The organism is Bacteroides sp. 1001136B_160425_E2 (assembly GCF_015559655.1).
Lineage (GTDB): Bacteria > Bacteroidota > Bacteroidia > Bacteroidales > Bacteroidaceae > Bacteroides > Bacteroides luhongzhouii.
In genome coordinates this window covers 155,036-180,307 of sequence record NZ_JADMQH010000009.1, presented here as the reverse complement: position 1 = coordinate 180,307, position 25,272 = coordinate 155,036, and the positions used below count along the sequence as shown (strand labels likewise).

The following is a 25,272-nucleotide window of genomic DNA, read 5'->3' as shown; positions in this document are numbered from 1 at the left end:
TGCATGGCTCATTGGAGGGGCACTTTTTTACTCAAGCTCGTTTTTTACTCCTTTTCTACTGAATCTTACTCTATATTCTCTTGCTTAATTCTCAATTTTGCACTGGTGAAAGAACTAAGAATTCACTTTAGCGAAAAACATCCTTTATGTATAATGAAAATCTAATCAAATGAGAAACATGAATTTATTGCGCCTGATAGTAAAGCCTCCTTAGAATTTTATTTCTCTTTTATAAAAAGGAAATAGAATTACTGCTTATAATTATATTTTTTAAAACTATACAAACTAATATTTATGAAACATCTAATTAATACATTTCTTGTATTGTGTCTGTTTCTTGTCTCTTGTTCGCAGAACTCGGATGAGGAATGGAATTCTGATACTTCAAATGTACCTGAAGTCCAAACTGTTGGTTTTCGTTTTACAAGAGCAAGTCTTGAAACGTTTGCTGCTCATGGAATAACCGAAATTGGTATTTATGTGTATTTGTCAGATTCTCTGGTTTATGGAGAGAATCTTTCTTTGAATGACGGCAATTTGGAAGTGGATGTCCCTTTGGGGGAAAGACTTCAAACATTTGCCGTGGCTAATGCAGATCATCTGGAAAGAACTGACAGTCTTTCTAAAGTGATTATTTACCAAGACTTACAGGCCCAAAAAGAGATTTATCTTTCAGAAGTGACCGAGTTCATGTCAGATCGTACGGTCAGCCAGGTAAACTTGGAATTAAAAAGAATTGTGGGACAAGCTACTTTTCAACCTTCTGAAAGCGGAGAAGATATTGCGGCTATTACTCAATTTGACAGGCTGAATATGGTATTTACCAATGTTGGCATCGGTTATATGGTGAACACCGGAGAGTGTATACAAGAAGATGTGGAAGTCAGTGCAGATCTTGCATCAGGTTTCACTGCATCCGTTTATTCTTTTCCGACTATTGGTCAGAATTCTACCGGACTGGATCTTATTTATATAAAGGATGGGCAGGAAGTGAATCGTACAAAGCGTGTATTGGATACGAATATTACATTTGAAATATCCAAACGTACGGTTGTTAACATACCGGTTCTGGACGAAAGTTATCTGCAGGAGGCTTTTACTCGTGGTCGTATGCTAAAGACTGCTACTAATCAAGGGTTGACTATCAAGGAATATGATTTTTAATTGAAAGCTTTATGAAGAAAAATATACTATATTCTTTAGTAGGATTAACAGTCCTATTTAGTATGTCTGCCTGTTCGGAAGACAGATATGAAACCTCTGTTGTGAAGCAGATCGAGTTGTTCTTAAATGATGAAGAATGGTTCGTGAATGTGGGAATTAATACAAAGCCGCTTTTTATCTATAATGCCGGCAGTGGAGAGTATGTGGCGAATTATACTTCTCATTATCGTTTTCCGCTGGAGAATGGCACGTATAAAGTGGTGGCTACTCCCTCACCCGAACAGTTGATTCCCTCTCCTGTCAATTTGAATGAACTGGTTATTGAGCAAGACCCCGAAGCTAGAAGAAAGGTGGAGATCTCCTCTCCGGTAGAGTACAGTTCGCCTTTCGATACTCCTTTGAGTATCCGTATGTATAGCCGTACCGGCGTACTTCGATTAAGGGCGACGGATAAAAAGTCCGACAGGAGTTATTCGACGGTACGTGCCATTGTTTCTGCTCCTATATCAGGGTATCGTGTGATGGATGCTTCTTTCATAGAGTCACCGGTCGAATTGGTACGCGACAGGGCTACCTCCACTGGTGGTGTAAACTATACGGATGATTTCGTCACTTTTGAAACAGCAACTATCGGGCAGGCAGTAAATGTTCGTATTGATTATTTGGACAATCAGGGAAATGTCATTCAATCCAAGCCGATGGAAGGTTCTTTCCCTATTCATCCTAATGATACGACACAAATTGATTTCCCGTTAAATGATACGGAACACCCGATTATTCAAGATTACACAGTAACTATACTTTCTGAAGGCTGGAATGAAGAAACAGTAGTTCCGGAGGTGCCGATTATTGTACCGGAAGGATATACTTATGTAGCTCCCGGCACTAATTTGCGCAACCTTTGCAATGAAATGTTCGATAATGAGGAAGTGACAGAAGTGCGACTTTTCCTGAAAGCAGGAACTACCTATGAACTTGGCCGTTTGGAAATAAAGAAGCCGCTTTCAATACTAGGACAAGAACCTTCGACAGGCGAAACACGGACCGTTATGAACATGGGTAATGCTTCTATCAATGGAGAGTTGGATTATTTACGTTTCGAAGGCATGGACATTAATGTCACGGACGACTATATGTTCAGACTGGCGCAACTTTCTTTCCATGTAAAAGAACTGACAGTTAAGAGCTGTGATATAAACGGTCTGCGACGTAGTATGTGGTATGCCGAGATTTCAACAGACGATCAGCAAATGGTGGATCATTTTGTATTGGACGACTGCCGGTTACTGAACTTCAATGCAGGTGACAGGAATTATTCGATGATAAGTCTGGGAACTAATAATCCGATTTATAATATTACTATACGAAATTCTACGGTTCATACGGCGACACAAGGCTTGAGAAACACTTTAATCGGTGGAACCAGAAATCAAAAAGAAAACATGAGTATTACGTTAGAGAATAGTACATTCGTTCGTTTAGGCCCTGCCAATATGACTTTCTTTGATTTGCGTACAGGTAGTGCAATGACGGAATTGAAATTGACAGTTAAGAATTGTCTCTTCTCGGGAACCACAGAATCGGGACAAGGAAGATGGATGTATCTTGACGGAAAAGCGGTGAAAGATTTTTCTGATAACTATCGCACCAGTGATTTTGTCATGAGTAATTGGGGAGTTGATACTGCTGAAGTACCTGCTGCTACGGTAACTAAAGACGAATTGTTCGAAGATGTCGCAACCGGAAATCTGATTGTCAAAGATAAGAGTTCGGAAGTATATACGAAGCGTATCGGAGACCCGCATTGGTTTGAGTAATATAAAAAACAGATAAAGAATTAGCACATGAAATCATTTATATTCATATTACTATTATCTTGTGTATTGGGGGCATGTAGTTCTTCGGATGAGGCTGACGAAACATTGATTGCCAATTCATTGGAACTATCTAAAGAGAGTGTAAAACTTTCTAATATACAAGGATCATATACTGTCTCTGTGACGGCCACGGGTGAATGGAGTGCTTCTGTGATAAATGGCGGAGATTGGTTAAGCATTTCCCGCTCAACCGGTAACGGCAGTGCCGATTTGCGCCTGTTTTTTACAGACAATACGCAGGGAGAGAAACGCGAAGGCATGATTAAAGTCGTGCAGGAGTCGGGAAACACTACCATTGAAAAAGAAATTGCCGTAGAGCAATTAGGAGGAGATCCGGATATATTACTTGATTATTCAAAAGAAAAACTCTCCTTCAGGGGAGGGGAGTTCTCTGTTACGGTAGTGGCTAATGTGGACTGGGAAGTATCGATCGATGAAGAATACGCTTCTTGGATACGGCCTGTAGAAGATGTTTTAAGCAGAACACGTGCTTTTACAAGTAATGAACGCATTTTCTTCCTATCGCCGAATAATGGATTGGAAAGAGTAGGAAAAATTGTGTTCAAGACTACCGGCGATTATGTACTTGGCAGAACCGTTGAGTTGACTCAAGAAGTATCACAAGCTTTTCTTGAACTGGCGACAAAAGAATTTGTCCTGCCTTATCGTTATCATACGCTGTCGATTCCTGTGGATTTAGGAGAATTTGACGGTGCAGAATACACGATTGAAACAGGAGAATCCTGGATTACTTGGGATCGGGAAGCCTCTACCTCTTCACAGATTGTGCTGCAAATAAAAGATAATGAAACGGACTTTCCGCGAAAGGCTAAAGTAACAGTGAAAAATGTCACATTGGAAGAAACTGTTGATATTCTTCAGTATGGTAAAGCCAATATGACTATTGGTGACGATGCGGCTACTTTATTGGCATTTCCCGGAGCGGAAGGCTTTGGACGTGTCACTACCGGTGGACGTGGTGGAAAAGTGTATCATGTGACCACTTTGGAAGACGGAGAGCAGGAAGGAACCTTACGCTATGCCATCAATCAGCGGGACACCCGTACCATTGTGTTCGATGTGGCAGGTACGATTTTCCTGAAAAGTGATTTGAGGATTCGATATGGTAATCTGACTATTGCCGGGCAAACAGCCCCCGGACAAGGAATTTGTATTGCCAGCTATCCGGTAGTTCTGGCAGCGGATAATATCATTCTTCGTTATTTGCGTTTTCGTGTCGGTAATGAGAGTGGCGGTGAACCTGACGGGCTGGGAGGTATGGAAAATACCAACGTGATTGTAGACCATTGTTCAATTAGTTGGAGTATTGATGAGTGTTTATCAGTATATGGTGGAGAAAACTTGACTATCCAATGGTGTATTGCTTCGGAAAGTCTCCGTACAGCAGGGCACGGCAAAGGTACGCACGGTTACGGTGGAAACTGGGGAGGTACGAATGTGTCTTACCATCATAATTTATTGGCACATCACGGAAGCCGTGTGCCCCGTCTTGGCCCTCGTCCTAAAACACAGGAGAACGAATATATGGATATGCGTAACAATGTGTTCTACAATTGGGGTGGAAACGGTTGTTATGGCGGTGAAGGTATGAACGTGAACATAGTGAACAACTATTATAAGCCGGGACCGGCAACTCCAAACAATTATGTCCGTTATCGGATCGCCGGAATTGGGGTTCGTACTTATGATTATTGTCATGAGGAAGATGGAACACCGAATGCATGGTTCCCGATGATGCACAAATGGGGTACGTTCTATGTAGATGGCAACGTAGTAGAAGGCAATGCCGAGGTGACAGCGGACAATTGGACGAAAGGTATCTATGAGCAAATTGATAATTCGAGATGTGATGACACATTTAATGATCAGGTAAAAGCAGAAATGCATCTTACCACTCCTTTGGCAACCGGTAGAGTAACTACTCACTCTGCACAGCAGGCCTTTGATCTTGTTGTTGATTATGCAGGATGTTCGAAGGGACGTGATCTGATTGACGACCGGATTGCCATGGAAACCCGGAACGGAACAGCAACCTACATCGGTAGTGTGACTCCGAATGCGGGAGATTCACCGGGGCTGATCGATCTTCCGGATGATGTAAAACCTGCGGGGGCAGTGAGTGCCTGGCCGGAGTTATCGGGTAACGGTGTATCATCTGCAAACTTGAAAGATACGGATGGAGACGGAATACCTGATATTTGGGAAGATGCGTATGGACTGGATAAAGAGAATGCGGCAGACGCTTCCGGATTCACGCTTAATTCCCGTTATTCAAATCTGGAGATTTATCTCCACAATCTGGTACAGCACATTGTTTATGCCCAAATTCAGGGAGGAACAGTAGAATAAAAGCTGTCTACTTAAATATGTAACTAAAAACTTATACTGTAATGAATAAAATTATCATAAGTATTTTTACTCTCCTACTGGTTGCGGTAGGCACTTCCGCCCAGGTTGTGACCGGTACGGTGACAGATGATTTGGGACCTGTAATCGGAGCTGCGGTGATGGTAGAAGGAACAACCATTGGAGCTACGACGGATCTTGACGGGAATTTTTCCATCAATGTTCCCGATGCGAAAACCGCTGTACTGGTGGTTCGATATGTCGGGATGAATGAAATAAAGGAGCCATTGAAAGGGCGTACATCAGGTATTCTTATTAAAATGACGGAAGCAGTCGGACAGTTGGACGATGTGGTTGTGATAGGCTATGGCACTCAGAAGAGGGGAAATTTGACCGGTGCAATCGCCAGTGTGTCAGGAAAGGTATTGGAGAAGGTTCCGACAGCTTCAGTGGCTGAAGCTATGGTCGGAAAACTTCCGGGTGTACAGATTACTTCCGTAGACGGTTCGCCGGATGCAGAAATAAAGATTCTTGTTCGTGGTGGAGGATCCATTACGCAGGATAACACTCCGCTTATTTTGGTGGATGGTTTTGAAGTTGGAAGCCTGAATGATATTCCTCCTACCGATGTGGAGTCTATCGAAGTATTGAAAGATGCTGCTTCAACAGCAATCTATGGTGCCCGTGGTGCGAACGGCGTTATTCTTGTTACCACTAAAAAGCCAATGGAAGGACGGGTGAGCATCAATGTAAATGCTTACCTGCAAACCAAGACTTTGTCGAACAAACTGGATGTTATGGACCCGTATGAGTTCGTACTGATGCAGTATGAATACGAGCGTCAGAGAAGTTCTAATCCTACCGGTTTTTTTGACAGGTATGGCAGGGCCAATGAACTGTATATTTATCAGGGTGACGAAGGTACGGATTGGCAAGATGAAGTGTTCGGTACCAATCCGGTGGCTAAGTATGTAGATATCAGCCTGAATGGAGGTACGGAGAAAACGAAATATAAATTCTCTTTTATCCATCAGGATCAGCCAAGTGTAATGGTGAATAACGGACTGAAGCAGAACAACCTGAATATGACGTTGAATACTAAGATTCTTGATAAACTGACCTTTGAATATCGTACGCGTGTGGTACATAAAGTGGTGGACGGTTCCGGGACAGAAGGAGTGAGTTTGCTTTCTGCACTCCGTCAAGCTCCTACAAGAGGATTGGATGAATACATGACCTTACCGGAAGATAATATATATTTCGATCCGGAATCCTATGATGAAGAGGTACGTTTTAATCCGATAGAGGAATCGGAGAGAAACTACCGGAAACGAATTTCAAAAACGTTCAATACGATGGGAGCACTGACTTGGGATATTTTGAAAGGACTGACTTTCCGTTCGGAATTTGGCTATGAATATAGCACGACAGAGAATCGACGTTTTTGGGGAGTAGATACCAGTACGGCCCGGAGTCATAATAATCTGCCGTTTGTAGAATGGGGAATGAGTCAAACCTCCAAATGGCAATTAAGCAATGTACTGAATTACAACTTCATGTTGAATGATGTACATGACTTCCGGTTAATGATCGGACAGGAAATGAAACATAATATCACAAAGGGGAAGACCTATACGACCCGTTATTTTCCTGCCAATACTACAGCAGAGAAGGCGTTTGATAACTTGGCGTTGGGTACGCCTTATGAGAATTCTTCTTCAGCGGGATCTCCGTCGCGTATAGCTTCTTTCTTTGGTCGTATCAACTATGGGTATGAAGATAAGTATCTGGCGACATTGACGTTGCGTGCCGATGGCTCTACAAAATTTGCTTCCGGCAATCGTTGGGGATTTTTCCCGGCAGCTGCTATTGCCTGGCGTATGTCTAATGAGGATTTTCTGAAAGACAGCCCGATCGTTTCCAATTTGAAATTGAGGTTGAGCTACGGTACGTCCGGTAACGACCGGATTCCTGCCGACCTGTATGCCAAATATTATGGGGTAAGCAGCAACCGTCCGGCGGGATGGGGAGAAATTTCCCGTTACTATTATCGTTTCTACAATACCAGTTATCTTTATAATCCGGATGTGAAGTGGGAAACAACGATCACTCGAAACTTGGGTGTGGACTTCGGTTTCTTCAAAGAAAGGTTGAGCGGTTCGCTTGATATTTATTGGAATACAGTAAAAGATTTGCTCGTTCCTTCGGATATTCCTGGCTATACTGGTTATACGAGTCTCATGAGCAACGTGGGGCAGACTTCCAATAGAGGTATTGAGCTTTCATTGTCAGGATACATTGTTGAGACTAAAGATTTTAGTTTAAATGCAACCTTTAATATCGGGCATAATAAGAACAAAATCGATAAACTGTCGAGTGGAGAAAATGAATGGATTCTGTCTTCCGGATGGGCGGGGACACAGTTGCTCAATACTGATGATTATCGGGCGCGCGTAGGCGGAACCAGTGGTCTCATCTACGGATTTGTGAATGACGGCTTTTATACAATGAATGATTTCGAGTCTTTTGATTCTGCCGCCAGAACCTGGAAATTGAAAGACGGAGTAGTGGACTCCAGCCCGTTGTCAGGAACACCACGTCCGGGTAATGCTAAATTCAAGAAGTTGACTCCGGTGGATGAGAATAGTGCCAATCCTTATCAGATTACGGATGACGACCGTACTGTAATTGGTGAAACAACTCCCAAGTTTTCGGGAGGATTCGGACTGAACGCTACCTATAAAGGCTTTGATTTGAGTATGTTTTTTAATTTCATGTATGGTTTTGATGTGTATAATGCAAATAAAATCATGATGACTACTTGGTATGATAATAGTGGCAATAACCTTAGTATGGATGTTGCTTCCGACAAGCGTTGGCGTAATTTTGATGATATGGGAAATGAGATCCGTTATAATCCGGAAGCATTGGCGAAGTTCAACGAGAATGCAACGATGTGGAATCCGACCTCTATCGGACGTCCCATTGCGATGTCGTATGCTATTGAAGACGGTTCGTTCTTGCGTCTGAATACCCTTACACTGGGATATACTCTCCCGCAGGCATGGACTCGTAAAGCTGGATTGAACAGAGTGCGTTTTTATATGTCGGGCTATAACCTTTGGACGATCACAGGTTATTCCGGGTACGATCCTGAAGTAAATATCGCTACCGGATTAACACCGAATATCGATCATGATGCCTATCCGAGAAGCCGTACTTACACTTTTGGCGTGCAACTGACATTTTAACAATTAATACAGAAGAACTATGAATAAGAAATTAATATATTCGGCTATTGTTTGCCTGGGACTGTCGATGTCTTCCTGCAATGACTTTCTGGATGTGGAACCTCCGGCAGGATTTACTCCCGAGTATCTTTTCGAGTCGGAAGATGAAATCAATTCTTTGATTACTAATGTTTATTCGGCAATGACCAGAGATCAGATATATGGAGGAGCATTTGCCTACAATTTAAATACGAATACTGATGTAGAGATGTCTTCTTTCACCAATAATACGGTCAACTCTGCCGGATCGGACGTCGGTTGTTTTGATGTGAAACCTTATTGGAGTACTCTGAACGATACATGGAATGCTGTTTATTCTGCCATTAATGTGTCTAATGACATCATTGAGGGAATTGAAAACTCTCCTTTGTATTTGCAGGGCAGAACCAGCGAACAGTTGAAACACATGTACGGAGAGATTAAAACCCTCCGGGCCATGCTTTATCTGGATTTGATCCGTACGTTTGGAGATGTGATATTTGTTACAAAACCGTCAGAGTCTACTGATAACTTTTTGGTAGGAGTGACAGACCGCAATGAGATTCTGGAGTTTCTGATTGAAGATCTAATCAGTGTGGAGCCGGGTATGAAATATGCTGCCGATCTGGATTATGGTGTGGAACGTGCTTCCAGAGAATATTGTCAGGGGTTGATCGGGCTGTTGGCTATGAATCGTGGCGGATGGACTTTACGTCCCGATAAAGATAATCCCTCCAGTATCGGTTACATGGAACGCGGAGAGAACTTCGAGCATTATTATGATATTGCCATTGAATATCTGGGTAAAGTGATTGGTGAAGGAAAACACGATCTGAGGCAGAGCTATGAGCAAGTATGGGCGAATGAATGTAAGTGGACAACGGTCAGCAATGACGACATCATTTTTGCCGTGCCGATGTTGAAAGGTACTACCGGACGCTATGCTTTTAATATCGGAGTGACAATAGCGGAGGGAGACCATGAATATGGACGTGCCAGAAACTATGTAACGTTCTGTGGGACGTATATCTTCTCTTTTGATAAGAATGATTTGCGTCGTGACGTGACTTGTGCTCCTTATAAATATGATGAAGATTTGAATCAGGAACTTGATATGGGGATTGCCGGTATGGGCGTAGGAAAATGGTCAAAGTTGAAAATGGATGCGCCGATGGGCTCTTCCAGCCAGGGTAATACAGGTATCAATGCTGTCCGAATGAGATTTGCGGATGTGTTATTGCTTTATGCGGAAGCTGTAAATGAACGTTTCGGACCTCGCGAAGATGCGAAAGAGGCATTGAAGCGCGTAAGAAGAAGAGCTTTTGACGCTTCGATGTGGACAGACAAGGTGGAATCGTATGTGGAAAGTCTTGGCAGCGAAGAAACATTCTTTGAAGCGTTGATGAATGAACGGAAATGGGAATTCGGAGGTGAAAGTATTCGCAAATATGATTTGGCGCGTTGGAACAAGTATGGAGAAGTGATATACAATTTATACAACGAAATGGTAAATTGGGGGCTTGTGGCTAACGGACAGTACATAGAAGGAATTGATGATGTGCCGACTAATATTTATTATAAAGATATACCGGACCCGGTGAATAATGGTCGTACCATCCTTGATATTCAGGGAATTGATGAATATATGCATGCTCGTCCGGCTGGATATGAAGATCAGGAATATGCTATTAGTTGGAGGGTGCTCGATAGGGAGACACAGACTTACAAAACAGCTGATGCCATATCCTGGAGTTTCAGAGGATTTATCAATATGAATAATGACCGGATAGTGAAACCCACCGATCCATTAAGATACTTGTGTCCTTATCCGACGAAAGTTATCACCGATCATCGCGGATTGATACAGAACTATTACGGTTTTTAATTCAACAACTCAAAAGTAAATTGAAAGAACTATGATGAGATTAAAATATATATGGTCGGCAATGACCATGTCCGTGTTGCTTTCCGGTGTGCTTTTCACCGCTTGTAAGGAGGATGAATATCATAAGATAGACGACCTGTTCCAGCCTCGTTATGTGTTGGAAGAACCGGAAGTGAAGAGCAACTCCATTGCCTTGGTGTGGTATAAAGTGAATGAAGCAGTTTCTTATACGGTAGAATATCATTTGGATAACTATTACAGAAATCTTTTTGCTTCGGTGGAAACAACAGAACCTTATATTTTCATGGACGACATACCATACGGGACCACCTTTTATATTCGTGTGCGTGCCAATGCTGCGAATGCTATCAATAACTCACAGTGGGCTTATGCCTCGGCTACCACAGAACCGCGTCCCGACTATGCTAAAATTGTGGAGGATGTCTCCAGAGGAGAGATTACTGAAAACACAGCGGTTATCCGTTGGACGATCGATCCGGAAAACCCGGTAGATAGTATCAGCGTGAAGCCAAGCATGGACACTACGCTGGAAGAGGTGACGCGTTATTTGACAGCGGAGGAAATGGCACAGGGGTATGCAGAAATCGACGGATTGACTAGAAATACGTTGTATGCAGCTAATTTGTACGATACGGGTAAACCCCGCAAGTATGACAAGCCGTACAATCAGGTGACTTTCCGTACGGCAGGTCCGTCTATGGAAACGATTATAATAGGATGGGATGATAATCTGTCTGAAATACTAAGTACGAACAACGATAATGCAGATATTCCGGAGGGAACGGAATATTTCTTGCCGGCGGGTTCTTCTTATACGGTGACTCCGTTTGAGATAAAGAAAGGCTTTAAACTGGTAGGTAGCACCGAAGGTGAAATGGCAGAGGTTGTATTGACAAGTTCGTGGAGAATTGCTTCCGGGTCTTATATTGCCAGTCTTGAATTTGAGAATATCAAGTTCAAACAGGAAGTGCTTGACAATTACTTCTTTAATTGCGGTAATTCTTATACATTGGAAAATATTAGCTTCTTCAATTGCATATTCACCGGACTGAATCGTGGCTTCTGGCGTCATCAGGGATCTAACCGGAAATATATAATGGATTTCTCGATGGAAGATTGTACGTTGGATTTATGTGGAGCACGTGCCGGAGGTACGTATGGTACGATCTATTTAGGTTCGGGAGCAGGCAACGATACGATGGACAGAGCGGTATTTAGAAATTGTACGTTCAGCAGAGATCATCAGGGATTACCGGCAGGTACGGGAAGTTTCGGCAACTTATTCTGGGCGCGTGACATGAGTACGCCTATTCATCTGGAATATAAGAATGTGACTGTTTATGATTTCTGTATTAACAGCATGATGATTAATATGCCGGCTGCCGTTGGTTCAGAGTTGATTATGGAGAAATTCCTGTTGGCATCACCTTGTGGACAGGCTTACTCTCTTGGTGCAAACACGACAACTACTTTCTCTGACAATTATATTACTACCGATTACGCTTTGGGAGGTAGTAACCTTCGTGCGACGGAGTTGGGCGTCAGTGCTGCCGATTTGTTTGTTGATCCTGCGAATGGGGATTTGACAATCAAGGATGCTTCATCACCAATTGTAACCAATCGTGTGGGGGACACCCGTTGGATTCCTTAATATAAATATTTATGTATCACCATTTTCCTTTTAGGAGTGAGCATCTCGCTTCTAAAGGAAAATGGAAATAGTTGTTACGTCATGCAACCATGTATTCGTAATTAAAATCAGGCTGAAAAAATGAATAGATTATTTGAAGAAAAAATGAGAACGCTTCTGATTATCCTTTTCTCTGTTGTGTTAGGACAGGGCTGTTCAGATTCTAAATGTGAGGGAAACAAGTGGGGGGATGTATATAAAGACCTTCCCTTCTCGATGCCTGAAGTAGAGCAACCTTCTTTTCCCGATTATCAGGTGGACATTTGCGATTTCGGAGCAAAAAGTGATGGCGTGACGCTGAATACAGAGGCAATTAATAATGCGATCAAAGCGGTGCATGACAAGGGAGGTGGCAAGGTAGTCATTCCGGAAGGCTTATGGCTGACAGGACCTATTGTTTTGCAGAGTAACGTCAATTTGCATGCGGAAAAGAATGCGTTGATTGTATTTAGTAGTGATACTTCGTTATATCCGATTATCACCACTTCGTTTGAAGGACTGGATGCCAAACGTTGCCAGTCGCCTATCTCGGCAATGAATGTGGAGAACATAGCCATCACCGGTTATGGCGTTTTCGATGGAGCAGGAGACAGATGGCGTCCCGTGAAGAAGGACAAGATGACGGACAGGCAATGGAAGAATCTGGTGAACTCCGGTGGTAAGGTGGATGAGGACGGAAAGGTGTGGTATCCTAATGAAGGAGCGCTGAAAGCATCTGTTCTCATGGCCGGCAGCGGAGATAAACGGACTGAAATCACGAGTGAGGAATGGGAAGACATGAAGAGTTGGTTGCGTCCTGTATTGCTAAGTATCGTGAAGAGCAAAAAGATTCTTCTGGAAGGTGTGACCTTTAAAAACTCTCCGAGTTGGTGTCTTCATCCCTTGTCGTGCGAGTCTTTGACATTGAATGATGTAAAGGTATTCAATCCCTGGTATTCGCAAAACGGTGACGCACTGGATGTGGAATCATGCAAGAATGTGTTGATTGCCAACTGTTTCTTTGATGCGGGGGATGATGCTATCTGCCTGAAGTCGGGCAAAGATGAAGATGGTCGCAGAAGGGGCGAACCTTGTGAGAATATAATTGTGAGAAACAACACTGTTTTGCATGGTCATGGCGGATTCGTGATTGGTAGTGAAATGTCCGGTGGTGTGAAAAATGTATATGTGTCCGAATGTTCTTTTATCGGTACGGATGTCGGATTACGGTTTAAAAGTGCCCGTGGACGCGGTGGTGTTGTGGAGAATATTTATATCAATAATATAAATATGATTGATATTCCTAATGATGCCTTGATTGCCGACTTGTATTACGCGGTCAAAGGTGCTCCCGGCGAACCGGTTCCGAGTGTGAGTGAAGAAACGCCTGCTTTCAGAAACATTTATATTTCAGATGTATTTTGCAGAGGAGCAGGACGGGCAGCTTATCTGAACGGACTTCCCGAAATGCCGATCGAGGATATTTCCATTAAGAATATGGTGGTTACGGGTGCTAAAGAGGGTATTGTTGTGAATAAAGTGGCAAAGCTCAACATTGAGAATGTGGAAATTGACACTCCCGATCAATCTATGATACAGATAGAAAATACGACGGATATCACCATTAACGGAAAAGAGTTGGGAACGATTTCAGAGAAACGGTTACTAACCAAAAACTAATTTAACCAGCTGTTTATACTGTTTTTATTGTCAATCTGTCAGGATGGCAATTAAATGTTTGAGTAACAGTATTATACCCGCTGACAATAGAAGCTGATAATAGGCTGACAATAAAGATCTCTGTCTTTTATTGTCAGCCTGTTTTGTTGTTTCAAGATGCTTATATAATTGTTTCAAGATACTTGTATTGTTGCATTAAGATACCTGTATAGTTGTATTAAGATGCTGGTAAAGTTAAGTCAGTGTGTCGGTATCAATGGCTTCCCACGGCCGTGACGAGAAGCTACCACGGGCGTGGGAAGATGTTACCACAGCCGTGGAGAGATCTCGTCACGGCCGTGGAGAACTAGTAAGACCGGTGCTTTAGGGGAACAATAGCGGCATCCTAATTGAATAATAAAGGTATCTTGGTGGAATAATGCCAGCGTGCTGAGTGAAGGGTAATGGTGGCATAGTGTAGTATTAAACAATCATAGGCTGACAATAAAAGACGGAAATCTTTATTGTCAGCCTATTGTCAGCTTCTATTGTCAGTAGGTAATAGCCTGAAAACAATTACTTTATGAAACCATAACTCTTGGCCTGACAATAAAAACCATTTTTTATAAATTCTCAATGTAGCCTAAGTTCAACTTAGCCTCAAATTATATATGGAATGGCATTACCTATTGAATCTGAATACTGCACGTTTGCAAGTCTTTTTCATTTGAACTGTTTCCGTAAAGTATCTTATATGTTCCGTTTAAAGGACGTATGGTATTGGTTGCTGTATCAAACCATTCGAAAGAATCGTATGGAAGCTCTATGTGGACATTCTGCGTCTTACCTTTAGCGATGTTAACCCGTTGGAAACCACGAAGAGTTTTTTGTGGACCTCCTTTGTCATCAGGACGGCAGATGTACACTTGAACCACTTCTTCACCATCTCTCTGTCCGATGTTGCTTACCGGGATAGTAAGGATCGCTTTTTCACCTTTGGTCAGCTTCGATTGGTTCAGGGTAGCTTTTCCATAAGAGAAACGGGTATAACTTAAACCGTAGCCGAATGGATAAAGAGGTGTTTCCGTCATGAAACGGTAGGTACGTCCTTTCATTGAATAATCTTCATAATCCGGTAATTGTTGTATGCTTTTATAGAAAGTGATAGGCAGACGTCCGGCAGGATTATAGTCTCCGAAGAGAACATCGGCAACGGCTGTTCCGCCTGCCTGTCCGGGATACCATGCTTGCAGGATAGCGTCGCAGTTCTGTGTTTCGGGTACGATGGCCATTGCCGAACCGGAGAAATTGACAAAAACAGTTTTCTTTCCATTCTTTTTCAGGAGAGCGAGCACTTCACGTTGGATGGCGGGCAATTCGATTTCCGTACGGTCGCCACCTTTGAATCCGGGATCAGATACCCGCATCGATTCTCCTTCCAACAGGGGAGAGATACCTCCGGCGAAGATGACTACATCTGCATTTTTCAACTTGTTTAGGACTTCATGGGCATCCATTGGAGTCTGTTTGGCCAGATCGAAATGAAGTGTTGGGTTGTCTTTTACCTGAATAAAATGCAATTTAATGTCATAACTCTTTCCAGCTTCATAATTGAACGAATACAGGTTGGTGTGATTCTTGATATTGGTTGCTTCCGCTATCTGCTTGCCGTTGAGGAATAAGGTAACTCCTCCATTCGTCATCACGCGGAAAGTGGCGGCGCCGGAATCTGTCGGACGGAAAGTAGAACGATAGATGGCGGTGAAGTTCTTCAATCCCACACCCGGAGCAAATACGGTAGAACCTTCTGCGCTGAAATGGAAAGGAGTAGTCAGACGGTCGGTTGCGGCAATCTTACCTTTATATTCACGGTTATTCCAATAGGTAGCGTTGAATCCGGTCTTTCCGTCGATGCTGCATTGGTTGAACAAGCTGTGCAGGGTGGTATCGTTTGTGTATCCGCACACAGGTTCGTAGATGATTTGTGCGTCGGGGAGTTTGGCGCGTATTCCTTCCAGTAAAGTTACGGTGTGTGAAGGGAAACCGTTGTAATTACCCCATTGCATTACCGAGTCGTTGGCGTTGGGGCCGATCACTGCGACTTTCATCTGGCGGTTTAATGGAAGGATATTGTTATTGTTTTGAAGCAATACAAGACTTTCATGTGCCATTTTCAGTGCCAGTTCTTTATGCTTGGGGCAGTCGATAACAGAATAAGGAATGTTACTCCACGGATGAGTCGGATTCATTTCTCCCAGTTCAAAACGGGCTTTCAGCAATCTTTTGACTGATGTGTTGATTTTCTCTTCCGAAATCAGACCTTTTTTCACGGCATCAGTGATACTTTTGAAGTTACCGCCACATTCGAGGTCTGTTCCGTTTAAAACAGCGTCGGCGGAAGCGTGGGTGGCATCGGGATGCGTTTCATGTTTTTTGCGTTGGAAGAAATCTCCGATTGCTCCGCAGTCAGTTACTACGATTCCCTTGAATCCCCAATCGTTACGGAGAATTTGGGTTAACAGGCGATTGCTGCCACAGCAGGGATCGCCCTCAAAACGGTTGTAAGCGCACATCACTTCTTTGACTCCTGCCTTTTGTACCAGCTCTTTGAAAGCTGGAAGGTAAGTTTCCCATAAATCTCTGGGAGCGATGTTCTCTGCATTGAAGCTATGGCGGTTCCATTCCGGTCCCGAGTGAACGGCAAAGTGCTTGGCGCAGGCGTGAAGTTTGTCATATTCGGCATTTTCCGGTCCTTGCAGACCTCTGACGGCTGCCATTCCCATGCGTCCGCTCAAATAAGGGTCTTCACCGTATGTTTCCTGTCCCCGTCCCCAGCGAGGGTCGCGGAATATATTGACGTTGGGAGTCCACATGGTCAGTCCCTGATAACGTTTATACTGTCCTCTTTCATTGAACTGGCGGTTTTTGGCACGTGCTTCGTCGGATACGGCATCAAAGACTTCATATAGTAATTCGTCGTTGAAAGAAGCCGCCATGCCTATGGCTTGCGGAAAAACGGTAGCCAGTCCGGCACGGGCAACGCCATGAAGAGCCTCGTTCCACCATTCATACGGCTTAATGCCAAGCCGGGGAATAGCCGGGGAATTGTTTTGCATCAACGCTACTTTTTCTTCTAATGTGAGGCGTTGAAGCAAGTCGTCCGCCCGTTGTTCGGCAGTTAATTTCGTGTCCTGATAGGGATACTTGCTGGGTTGTTGTGCCTGTACATTTACCCCTTGAATTCCGATAAGACAGGCAATGATCCATTGCTTTTTCATTTTCTAGTTCTTTTGGTTTTTAGATTTGAGGCTGCAATAGTACGCGCTTTTCATTATTTTTGTGGGGATTATCCGGTAGAAAAGGAGGAATTCTTCACTTTTTCCTCTCTTTATATTCTGATGGTGTAATTCCTATCACTTTCTTGAAACATTTGCTGAAATACTTCGGATCGTTGAATCCCGTCATATATGCTACCTGCGAGAAGTTGTATTCGTCGCTGTCAATCAATTGGACGGCACGTTTGATACGTATTTCCCGTATAAAGTCCACTGGTGTCAGTCCGACGATTGATTTTAATTTCCGGTAGAAGATGGTACGGCTAAGCATCAGTTGTTCCGCAAATTGGTCAATGGTTAGTTCGGCATTGTCCATCTGTTCTTCCATGTAAGCCATTACTTTCTCCATAAATTGCTCGTCGTACGGAGTAATTTGTGGTTGCGAAGGAGTAAGAAGATCTGGAGAAGAGGCAGTCTTTCCTTCCATCAGCCTATTCATGTAAATTTCCTGCAATGCTTTGCGCTGACGCAGCAGGGAAGCGATACGGGTTTTTAGATAAGTGGCACTGAAAGGTTTGGTGATATAATCGTCAATACCTTGTTCCAATCCGGTGATGCGATCGTCCAAAGAAGCCTTCGCAGATAACACAATGATAGGTATATGGCAAATATTATTGTTCTCTTTGATTTGCCTGATCATCTCTAAACCATCCATCACAGGCATCATGACATCACTGATAATCAGATCTGGCAAATTGTCAACAGCATGCTGCAATCCTGCTTCACCGTTGGAAGCTGTTATCACAGTGTAGTTCTCCGATAGGATGTTTTTCAGAAATGCTTTCAACTCTTCATTATCTTCTACCACCAATATGGAGAAACCATCCGAATTATTCTCGAGGTCTTCTTTTTCCTCCACCTCTTCCGGCGCTTTCATGCTATCGACCGGATGAGGCGTTGAACTTTGGCTGTCGTTCAGGATAAACTCTACCTGCACATCTTCTTCGAAAACCTCCCGTTGTAAAGGTAAACTTACTGTGAAACGACTGCCTGCTCCCGGCTGACTGTCTACTGTAATAGTGCCATGATGCATTTCCACCATCTCTTTCACCAAAGACAATCCGATGCCGGAAGAGGGTTGCAGAATATTCTGTTTTACCAATGATTCGAAACGTTGGAATAACGAATGTTGTTTTTCTACTGCAATTCCGATTCCTTCGTCTGCCACCTCTATCTCTATCATCTTTTCTTTCGTCGTAATGTTGACTGTTATTGATTTATTGGCAGGTGTATACTTGAACGCGTTGGAAAGCAGATTGAAGAATATCTTTTCAAATTTATCTCTGTCCACCCAGCTATAAACCGATTGGATGGTAGAGGTCAACTGATAGTTTATGTTCTTTTCTTCGGCTATCGATTTAAAGCTACTCATCACCTTTTGCAAAAGTGGAATCAAATCGGTCTCTTCAATCAATAGTTTCATCTTTTGATTCTGAATCTTACGAAAATCCAAAATCTGATTCATCAGCCGGAGCATGCGTTCTGTATTCTGATGTACCAAAGTCAGGTGTTCACGGGCGGAAGGAGAGAGGGGTTCATTCTCCAGGATTTCTGTCACAGGACTACTGATTAATGTCAGCGGAGTGCGTAACTCATGAGATATGTCAGTAAAGAATCGCAGTTTGATATTTGCTAATTGTTGCTCCATATCGACTCTGTGACGTAACCGGTAGATGTAAAACAACACATATACGATACTTGCCGTGAAGAGTATAAACAGAGTGAAATAGAGCAGCCATGCCCAATATGTTTCCCAAAAGGTGGGGAGCACGTGTATTTGCAGAGTTCGTACATTGTCTACCCAAACTCCGTCACTGTTTGTTGACTTTATCTGCAACTGGTACTTGCCGGCAGGCAAATTGATGTAACTTGCAGAACGGTTATTATCAGCTTCATTCCATTCATCCTCTAGCCCTTGCAGGCGATAGGCGTATAGAATCCCTTTCGGGTTGACGTAATCAAGTGCAGCAAACTGAAAAGTAACATTCCTTTGTGACGGCTTCAGTTCCAGTTCTTCCAGATCGTCGATAGAATGAGCGGTGGAATGTCCTTGAATCTTGAGTCCTGTAAATACAATAGGAGGGACATAGCCACTCTTTCGCATCTTCTCCGGAGAAACTTCCAGAAAACCTTTATCAGTTCCCAATACAATTTGATTGCGGGCATTGATAATAGGAAGAGCTTCGGAAAAATTGAAATCCTGGTAGATGGAACTCAACTCATAATTCTCAAATGTTTCTTTGGCAGGATTGAATTTGGAAAGTGCAATTTCCGAAACAACCCATAGTTGATTCTGCGCATCTTCAATCATCGATAGTGCCAAGTCGGAAGCCAATCCGTCATTCTTGTCATAGTTTTTGAATTGGATATTCTCACTAAGCAGATGGGGAGATATCACTTTGTTTATGCCTCCGGTAAAGCTAATCACATAAGTAGTTTTATTTTTGTCTGTATAAATGTGCATGATATCGTTGGCGTTAAGGCTGTTTTTATCTCCCGGCCTGCGGATATTCCGGTAGAATTTAATCTCTTCCAGACGTTCGAAATTGTTCGAGAATGTAAGCAATCCATTAGTCGTTCCCACTAAAATAACTCCTCCCGGAGCTTCAGCGATATTACGTACTTTCATTCCGTAAGCTATGGGATAGTTTCTTAATTCATTATTACTATGGATAAATGAGGTCTTTCCATCTTTAGTTTGTGTCAGCAAATTTAACCCGCCTCCATAACACCCTACCCAGATATTATTGCGACTATCCTGAAAGATTGTATAAATGCTGTTGCTGCTTAAACTGTAAGGATCATTGGGCTGGTGCTCAAAATGGTGAATAGAGTATTGATTTTCTCTTGCTTTTTGGTTTGCTTTTATCTTTTGCGGGACTCCTGTTCTTTTTAGTTGGAAGAGACCGATATCTTTTGTCCCCAACCAGATATTTCCCTCTTTATCCTCTAAAATAGAATATACTCCATTGAAGAAGGCTTGCTTTTCTTTTGTGATATTCCCTTGTTTGGATAAGTATCCTACCAGGCTGCCATCCGGTGCAAATATTTGAATATAATTAGACTTTGATGCTGTCCATAAACGATTATGGCTGTCTTGCAGGAATGCCCGTGTTTCCGCTTCGTAATCAGTCAAATTGAATTGATAACTTTGTGGAAAGAAACATAACTTTTCTACGCCGCGTGCTGTCGCGAACCAGCAGTTTCCCTGATTATCCAATGTATAATACCTGACTAACGGGCTGAAAATGGATTTGGGATTATTGATGTCCGTAAGAAGCGGTTTGAGTGTTCTTTCTTTTCTGTCATAATAGCAGAAGTTTCCTTCTGTGGGGAGTAGCCATAGGTTTTTGGCATTATCTTCAAATATAAGTTTGCGACTTTTGCGTCCATGCTTGATAATTTCATCTTTGGGAGTGAACAGATGTTCTTTCTCATTGGCCACTAGATTAAGACGGACGATGCCAGGATCTTTTGAGAAGACCCAGATCTCTCCTTGACAGTCCTGATAGACAGATTCTACAAAGTTAGAAGTTTGTGTAGCTGTGCGGATATCTATTTGCTGGAAACTGTTCTTTGGAATAGAATACAATATCAGTCCATTGTCTGTTCCCAATGCCAGTATATCTTTCCCTATCGTAGTAACATTGTTTATTTTATCGTGCGGATAAGGAATATCTACGAATTTCAGCTTTTTAGTATGAAAGTCATACTTGGCTAACTTATCTTTCTCTGCGATCAGATAGATCGTTTCCTTTATTTGAGTGATAAATTGAAAAGGAAAGTCAGTATCCAATGTTTTCTTCCCTATGATGGAAACTCCTTTGTCCGTCAATATCCATTCGTCTTCTTCAGAGTCTTGATAAACGTTAAATATCTGGTCTCCTTTCAGGTTGTGATTCGAAGTTGCATAAAGTGTGATACCTTCTCCTTTTTTACATAATTGCTCGTCCACTCTGAATGCATATCCATTTTCACAGAGAATCCAGGCAATGCCTTTCTCCAACGAATAGATACGTGTAACATAATTGCTTTGTTTCGTGGAAAGTTCAATAGGTTGAAGAACATCAATAAACTTCTCGGACTCTACATCAAAAAGACAAGCTTGCCCATCGTAAGTGGGGCACCATATATCTCCGTATTTGCTTTCTGAAATAGTTCCCATACGATTACTTCCGAATGCGTATTTACTCTCTTGTGAAGTTTTGTAAGTCTTAAACGTGTATCCGTCAAACTTGTTAAGTCCATTCCAGGTACTGAACCAGACAAGCCCTTTCTGATCTTGTAATATACTCATCACTACTCCTTGAGCAAGACCGTCACTCACCGAAAAATGTTTTACTTGGCAGATGGGTTGGGCAATTAGAGTGAGCGTTATTGTTAGAAAAAGAAATAAAGTATGGAGCCGTTTCATAGTAGTTGCTTTAATGTTTATAGCAAAAATAGATAAAACAATGCAGAATAGAAAGCGCGATAAATGGTTTGAACGAATAATACCCATTTTTGCTTATTTTTTCCTCTTTTTACTATATCGTATTGCTCTCTCTTCGTTGTTTTTGAAAAGTGAAAAGAATAATATTCATTAAAAAATCCTCTTTATAATCTTATTCAGAATATAAAGAGGATAATTTTATTGACAAGAGTTGCATGGGGTATGGTGAGATGAAATCATAAATTGGGGAATAAATTGCACAAGACTTTCACAAGTATCCTCCTGCCAATGCCTAAAATCATAACAAAGCTAATTAAATTGTTTTTTGAATCGCAATGTTTATTAATTTATCTTATAGTATTTATGATTTTTTTAATATATTGAAGATATTTTGTGCCAACTTTCCATAACTCGCTGATTTTGCTTATGTTTGTAGGTAAAATAAAGAAAGAAGTGAATGAACATGTCTACGCAGCTATTATATAATGATTTTCCTACTTTTTTGCGGAAATATTTTCCTTACAAGGTACAAAAGATTTCATTGAACGCAGGTTTCACTTGTCCTAATCGTGATGGAACAAAAGGATGGGGCGGATGTACATATTGCAATAACCAGACTTTTAATCCGGATTATTGCCGGACAGAGAAATCTATCACTACCCAATTGGAAGAAGGTAAATACTTTTTTGCCCATAAATATCCGGAAATGAAATATTTAGCCTACTTTCAGGCCTATACCAATACGTATGCGGAACTGGAAGGCTTGAAGCGTAAATATGAAGAAGCGTTGACGGTAGATGGGGTAGTGGGGCTGGTGATAGGTACACGCCCCGATTGTATGCCGGAGAGTTTGTTGCGTTACTTGGAAGAATTGAACAAACATACTTTCCTTATGGTTGAATATGGGATCGAAAGCACTTGTGATGAAACTTTAAAACGCATTAACCGGGGGCATACTTATGCAGATACGGTGGAAGCCGTCCGGCGGACAGCCGCCTGCGGTATCCTGACAGGCGGACATATCATCCTCGGACTTCCGGGCGAAACGCATGATACAATGGTGGCGCAGGCGGAAAGCCTTTCCGACCTGCCTTTAGCTACACTCAAGATCCATCAGTTACAGTTGATTCGTGGTACACGAATGGCACACGAATATGATGAGAATCCTGTTGGCTTTCATTTGTTTAGCGAAGTGGAGGAATACATTGATCTGGTGATTGATTATGTAGAGCATCTCCGTCCCGATATAGTTGTGGAGCGTTTTGTTTCCCAATCTCCTAAAGATTTATTAATAGCTCCGGACTGGGGATTGAAAAATTATGAATTTGTAGCGCGTTTACAAAAAAGAATGAAAGAAAGAGGTGCTTATCAAGGTAAGAAGTATAGGGATTCGGAAAAAAGGATTATTTTTGCAGACGATAAACTTGCCACTGAATGAATAGCTGTTTGGGCGGAATATAGATGGTGGAAGAAATATTAAATGGATTTGAAGAATGGAACATAAAACAAGAATTAAAGGAAATGTCCACTATGTGGGAGTGAATGACCGTAACAAGCATAGATTTGAAGGGATGTGGCCATTGCCCTATGGAGTTTCATATAACTCTTATCTGATTGATGATGAAATGGTGGCATTGGTGGATACGGTAGATATCTGTTATTTTGAAGTCTACTTGCGTAAGATTAAGCAAGTGATTGGCGAACGTCCCATTAATTATTTGATTATAAACCACATGGAACCGGATCATTCGGGATCGATCCGACTGATTAAGCAACATTATCCGGAAATTATTATCGTGGGTAATAAGCAGACATTCGGTATGATTGAGGGTTTCTATGGGGTAACCGGCGAACAATATTTGGTAAAGGAAGGTGATTTCTTAGCTTTGGGACATCATAAACTGCGTTTTTATATGACTCCGATGGTGCATTGGCCGGAAACGATGATGACTTTTGATGAAACGGACGGCGTTCTTTTCTCCGGCGACGGATTCGGATGCTTTGGCACTGTAGATGGCGGATTCCTGGATACGCGGATCAATGTGGATAAGTATTGGGGGGAAATGGTTCGTTACTACTCTAACATCGTAGGAAAATACGGAAGTCCCGTGCAAAAAGCTTTGCAAAAATTGGGCGGACTACCTATTTCTGCCATCTGTTCTACACATGGACCGGTATGGACAGAGAATATCGCAAAGGTAATCGGCATCTATGACCGTTTGAGCCGTTATGACGCAGACGAAGGCGTTGTTATTGCTTATGGAAGCATGTATGGAAATACGGAGCAAATGGCGGAAGCTATTGCTGAAGAGCTTTCGGCACAGGGTGTTAAGAACATCGTTATGCATAATGTGACAAAGAGCCATCCTTCTTATATTATAGCGGATATCTTCCGTTACAAGGGATTGATTATCGGTTCTCCCACTTATAGTAATCAGATATTCCCGGAAGTGGAAGCGTTGCTTTCAAAGATTCTGTTGCGTGAGGTGAAGGGGCGTTATTTGGGTTATTTCGGTTCTTTCACGTGGGCAGGTGCTGCGGTGAAGCGTCTGGCTGAGTTTGCGGAAAAGAGTAAATTCGAATTGATCGGTGATCCGGTGGAGATGAAACAGGCGATGAAAGACTTGACTTATACTCAGTGTGAAAATCTGGCACGTGCCATGGCGGATCGTTTGAAGAAAGATCGTTAAAACTGTGAATGAGATAATAATTTATTAACTAACCTATAAAACAATCGACTTATGAGACTTATTATTCAGCCGGACTATCAGTCCGTATCTCTGTGGGCTGCACATTATGTTGCTGCTAAAATAAAAGCTGCCAATCCAACCCCTGAAAAACCATTTGTATTGGGCTGCCCCACCGGGTCTTCTCCTCTGGGTATGTATAAAGCTCTGATCGACCTGAATAAGAAAGGAATCGTTTCCTTCCAGAATGTGGTAACATTTAACATGGATGAATATGTAGGATTGCCGAAAGAACACCCGGAAAGCTATTATTCTTTCATGTGGAATAACTTTTTCGGTCATATCGACATCAAACCGGAGAATACGAATATTCTGAATGGTAATGCTCCGGATTTGGATGCAGAGTGTGCACGTTATGAAGAAAAGATCAAGTCATACGGTGGCATCGACCTGTTCATGGGCGGTATCGGTCCTGACGGACATATTGCGTTCAACGAGCCGGGATCTTCATTGACTTCACGTACTCGTCAGAAAACATTGACGATGGATACCATCATTGCTAACTCCCGTTTCTTTGATAATGACATCAACAAAGTTCCCAAGACTTCTTTGACAGTGGGAGTGGGTACTGTGCTTTCTGCAAAGGAAGTGATGATTATTGTAAACGGTCATAACAAAGCTCGTGCTTTGTATCATGCAGTAGAAGGTGCTATCACACAGATGTGGACAATCAGTGCATTGCAAATGCATGAAAAAGGTATTATTGTTTGTGATGATGATGCTACGGCGGAATTGAAAGTAGGTACTTACCGTTACTTCAAAGATATCGAGTCTGCTCATTTAGATCCGGAATCTTTGATTAAGTAAGCATAAAATTGATTCTATAAAAAGAATGGGCTGCATCAGT

Annotated in this window: 12 protein-coding genes; 10 read left to right on the top strand and 2 right to left on the bottom strand. The window is 42.3% G+C overall.

Going from position 1 to position 25,272, the window contains the following annotated elements; translation table 11 throughout:
• The first annotated feature begins 294 nt into the window (after window positions 1-294).
• From I2I04_RS11115 to I2I04_RS11085, 7 genes are all read left to right on the top strand, one after another.
• Complete coding sequence (locus tag I2I04_RS11115; RefSeq protein WP_143260422.1) at window positions 295-1,164, top strand: hypothetical protein; 870 nt, start codon at window positions 295-297, stop codon at window positions 1,162-1,164.
• An 11-nt stretch (window positions 1,165-1,175) separates the two neighbouring features.
• Window positions 1,176-2,981, top strand: coding sequence for a DUF5123 domain-containing protein (locus tag I2I04_RS11110; protein ID WP_195472063.1), 1,806 nt, complete (start codon window positions 1,176-1,178; stop codon window positions 2,979-2,981).
• A gap of 27 nt (window positions 2,982-3,008) precedes the next feature.
• Window positions 3,009-5,411 carry a BACON domain-containing protein gene (locus tag I2I04_RS23510; protein WP_143260424.1) on the top strand — a complete coding sequence of 801 codons (2,403 nt, stop codon included), beginning with the start codon at window positions 3,009-3,011 and terminating at the stop codon, window positions 5,409-5,411.
• Between the two features lie 41 nt (window positions 5,412-5,452).
• A complete protein-coding gene (locus I2I04_RS11100) occupies window positions 5,453-8,659 on the top strand; it encodes a SusC/RagA family TonB-linked outer membrane protein (protein WP_143260425.1) in 3,207 nt (1,068 codons plus the stop codon).
• Window positions 8,660-8,678: 19 nt separating this feature from the next.
• Window positions 8,679-10,562, top strand: coding sequence for a RagB/SusD family nutrient uptake outer membrane protein (locus I2I04_RS11095; RefSeq protein WP_195472065.1), 1,884 nt, complete (start codon window positions 8,679-8,681; stop codon window positions 10,560-10,562).
• Window positions 10,563-10,593: 31 nt separating this feature from the next.
• A complete protein-coding gene (locus I2I04_RS11090; RefSeq protein ID WP_195655029.1) occupies window positions 10,594-12,234 on the top strand; it encodes a DUF5123 domain-containing protein in 1,641 nt (546 codons plus the stop codon).
• Window positions 12,235-12,354: 120 nt separating this feature from the next.
• A complete protein-coding gene (locus tag I2I04_RS11085) occupies window positions 12,355-13,932 on the top strand; it encodes a glycoside hydrolase family 28 protein (protein ID WP_195655028.1) in 1,578 nt (525 codons plus the stop codon).
• A gap of 665 nt (window positions 13,933-14,597) precedes the next feature.
• Here I2I04_RS11085 and xyl3A read toward each other — a convergent pair.
• A complete protein-coding gene (gene xyl3A / locus I2I04_RS11080) occupies window positions 14,598-17,189 on the bottom strand; it encodes a xylan 1,4-beta-xylosidase (protein ID WP_195655027.1) in 2,592 nt (863 codons plus the stop codon).
• A gap of 94 nt (window positions 17,190-17,283) precedes the next feature.
• Window positions 17,284-21,660, bottom strand: coding sequence for a hybrid sensor histidine kinase/response regulator transcription factor (locus I2I04_RS11075; RefSeq protein WP_195655026.1), 4,377 nt, complete (start codon window positions 21,658-21,660; stop codon window positions 17,284-17,286).
• Window positions 21,661-22,135: 475 nt separating this feature from the next.
• Between I2I04_RS11075 and I2I04_RS11070 the strand changes: the two genes are divergently transcribed.
• Genes I2I04_RS11070 through nagB form a run of 3 tightly spaced genes read left to right on the top strand, consistent with a single transcriptional unit; the run spans window position 22,136 to window position 25,232 of the window.
• Window positions 22,136-23,116, top strand: coding sequence for a TIGR01212 family radical SAM protein (locus I2I04_RS11070; RefSeq protein ID WP_185911614.1), 981 nt, complete (start codon window positions 22,136-22,138; stop codon window positions 23,114-23,116).
• Window positions 23,117-23,171: 55 nt separating this feature from the next.
• Window positions 23,172-24,368 (top strand): FprA family A-type flavoprotein, encoded by a 1,197-nt coding sequence (locus I2I04_RS11065; RefSeq protein ID WP_143257997.1) that lies wholly within the window; start codon window positions 23,172-23,174, stop codon window positions 24,366-24,368.
• Between the two features lie 51 nt (window positions 24,369-24,419).
• Window positions 24,420-25,232: a glucosamine-6-phosphate deaminase gene (gene nagB / locus I2I04_RS11060; protein WP_195655025.1), complete on the top strand. Its 813-nt coding sequence runs from the start codon at window positions 24,420-24,422 to the stop codon at window positions 25,230-25,232.
• Window positions 25,233-25,272: the final 40 nt, after the last annotated feature.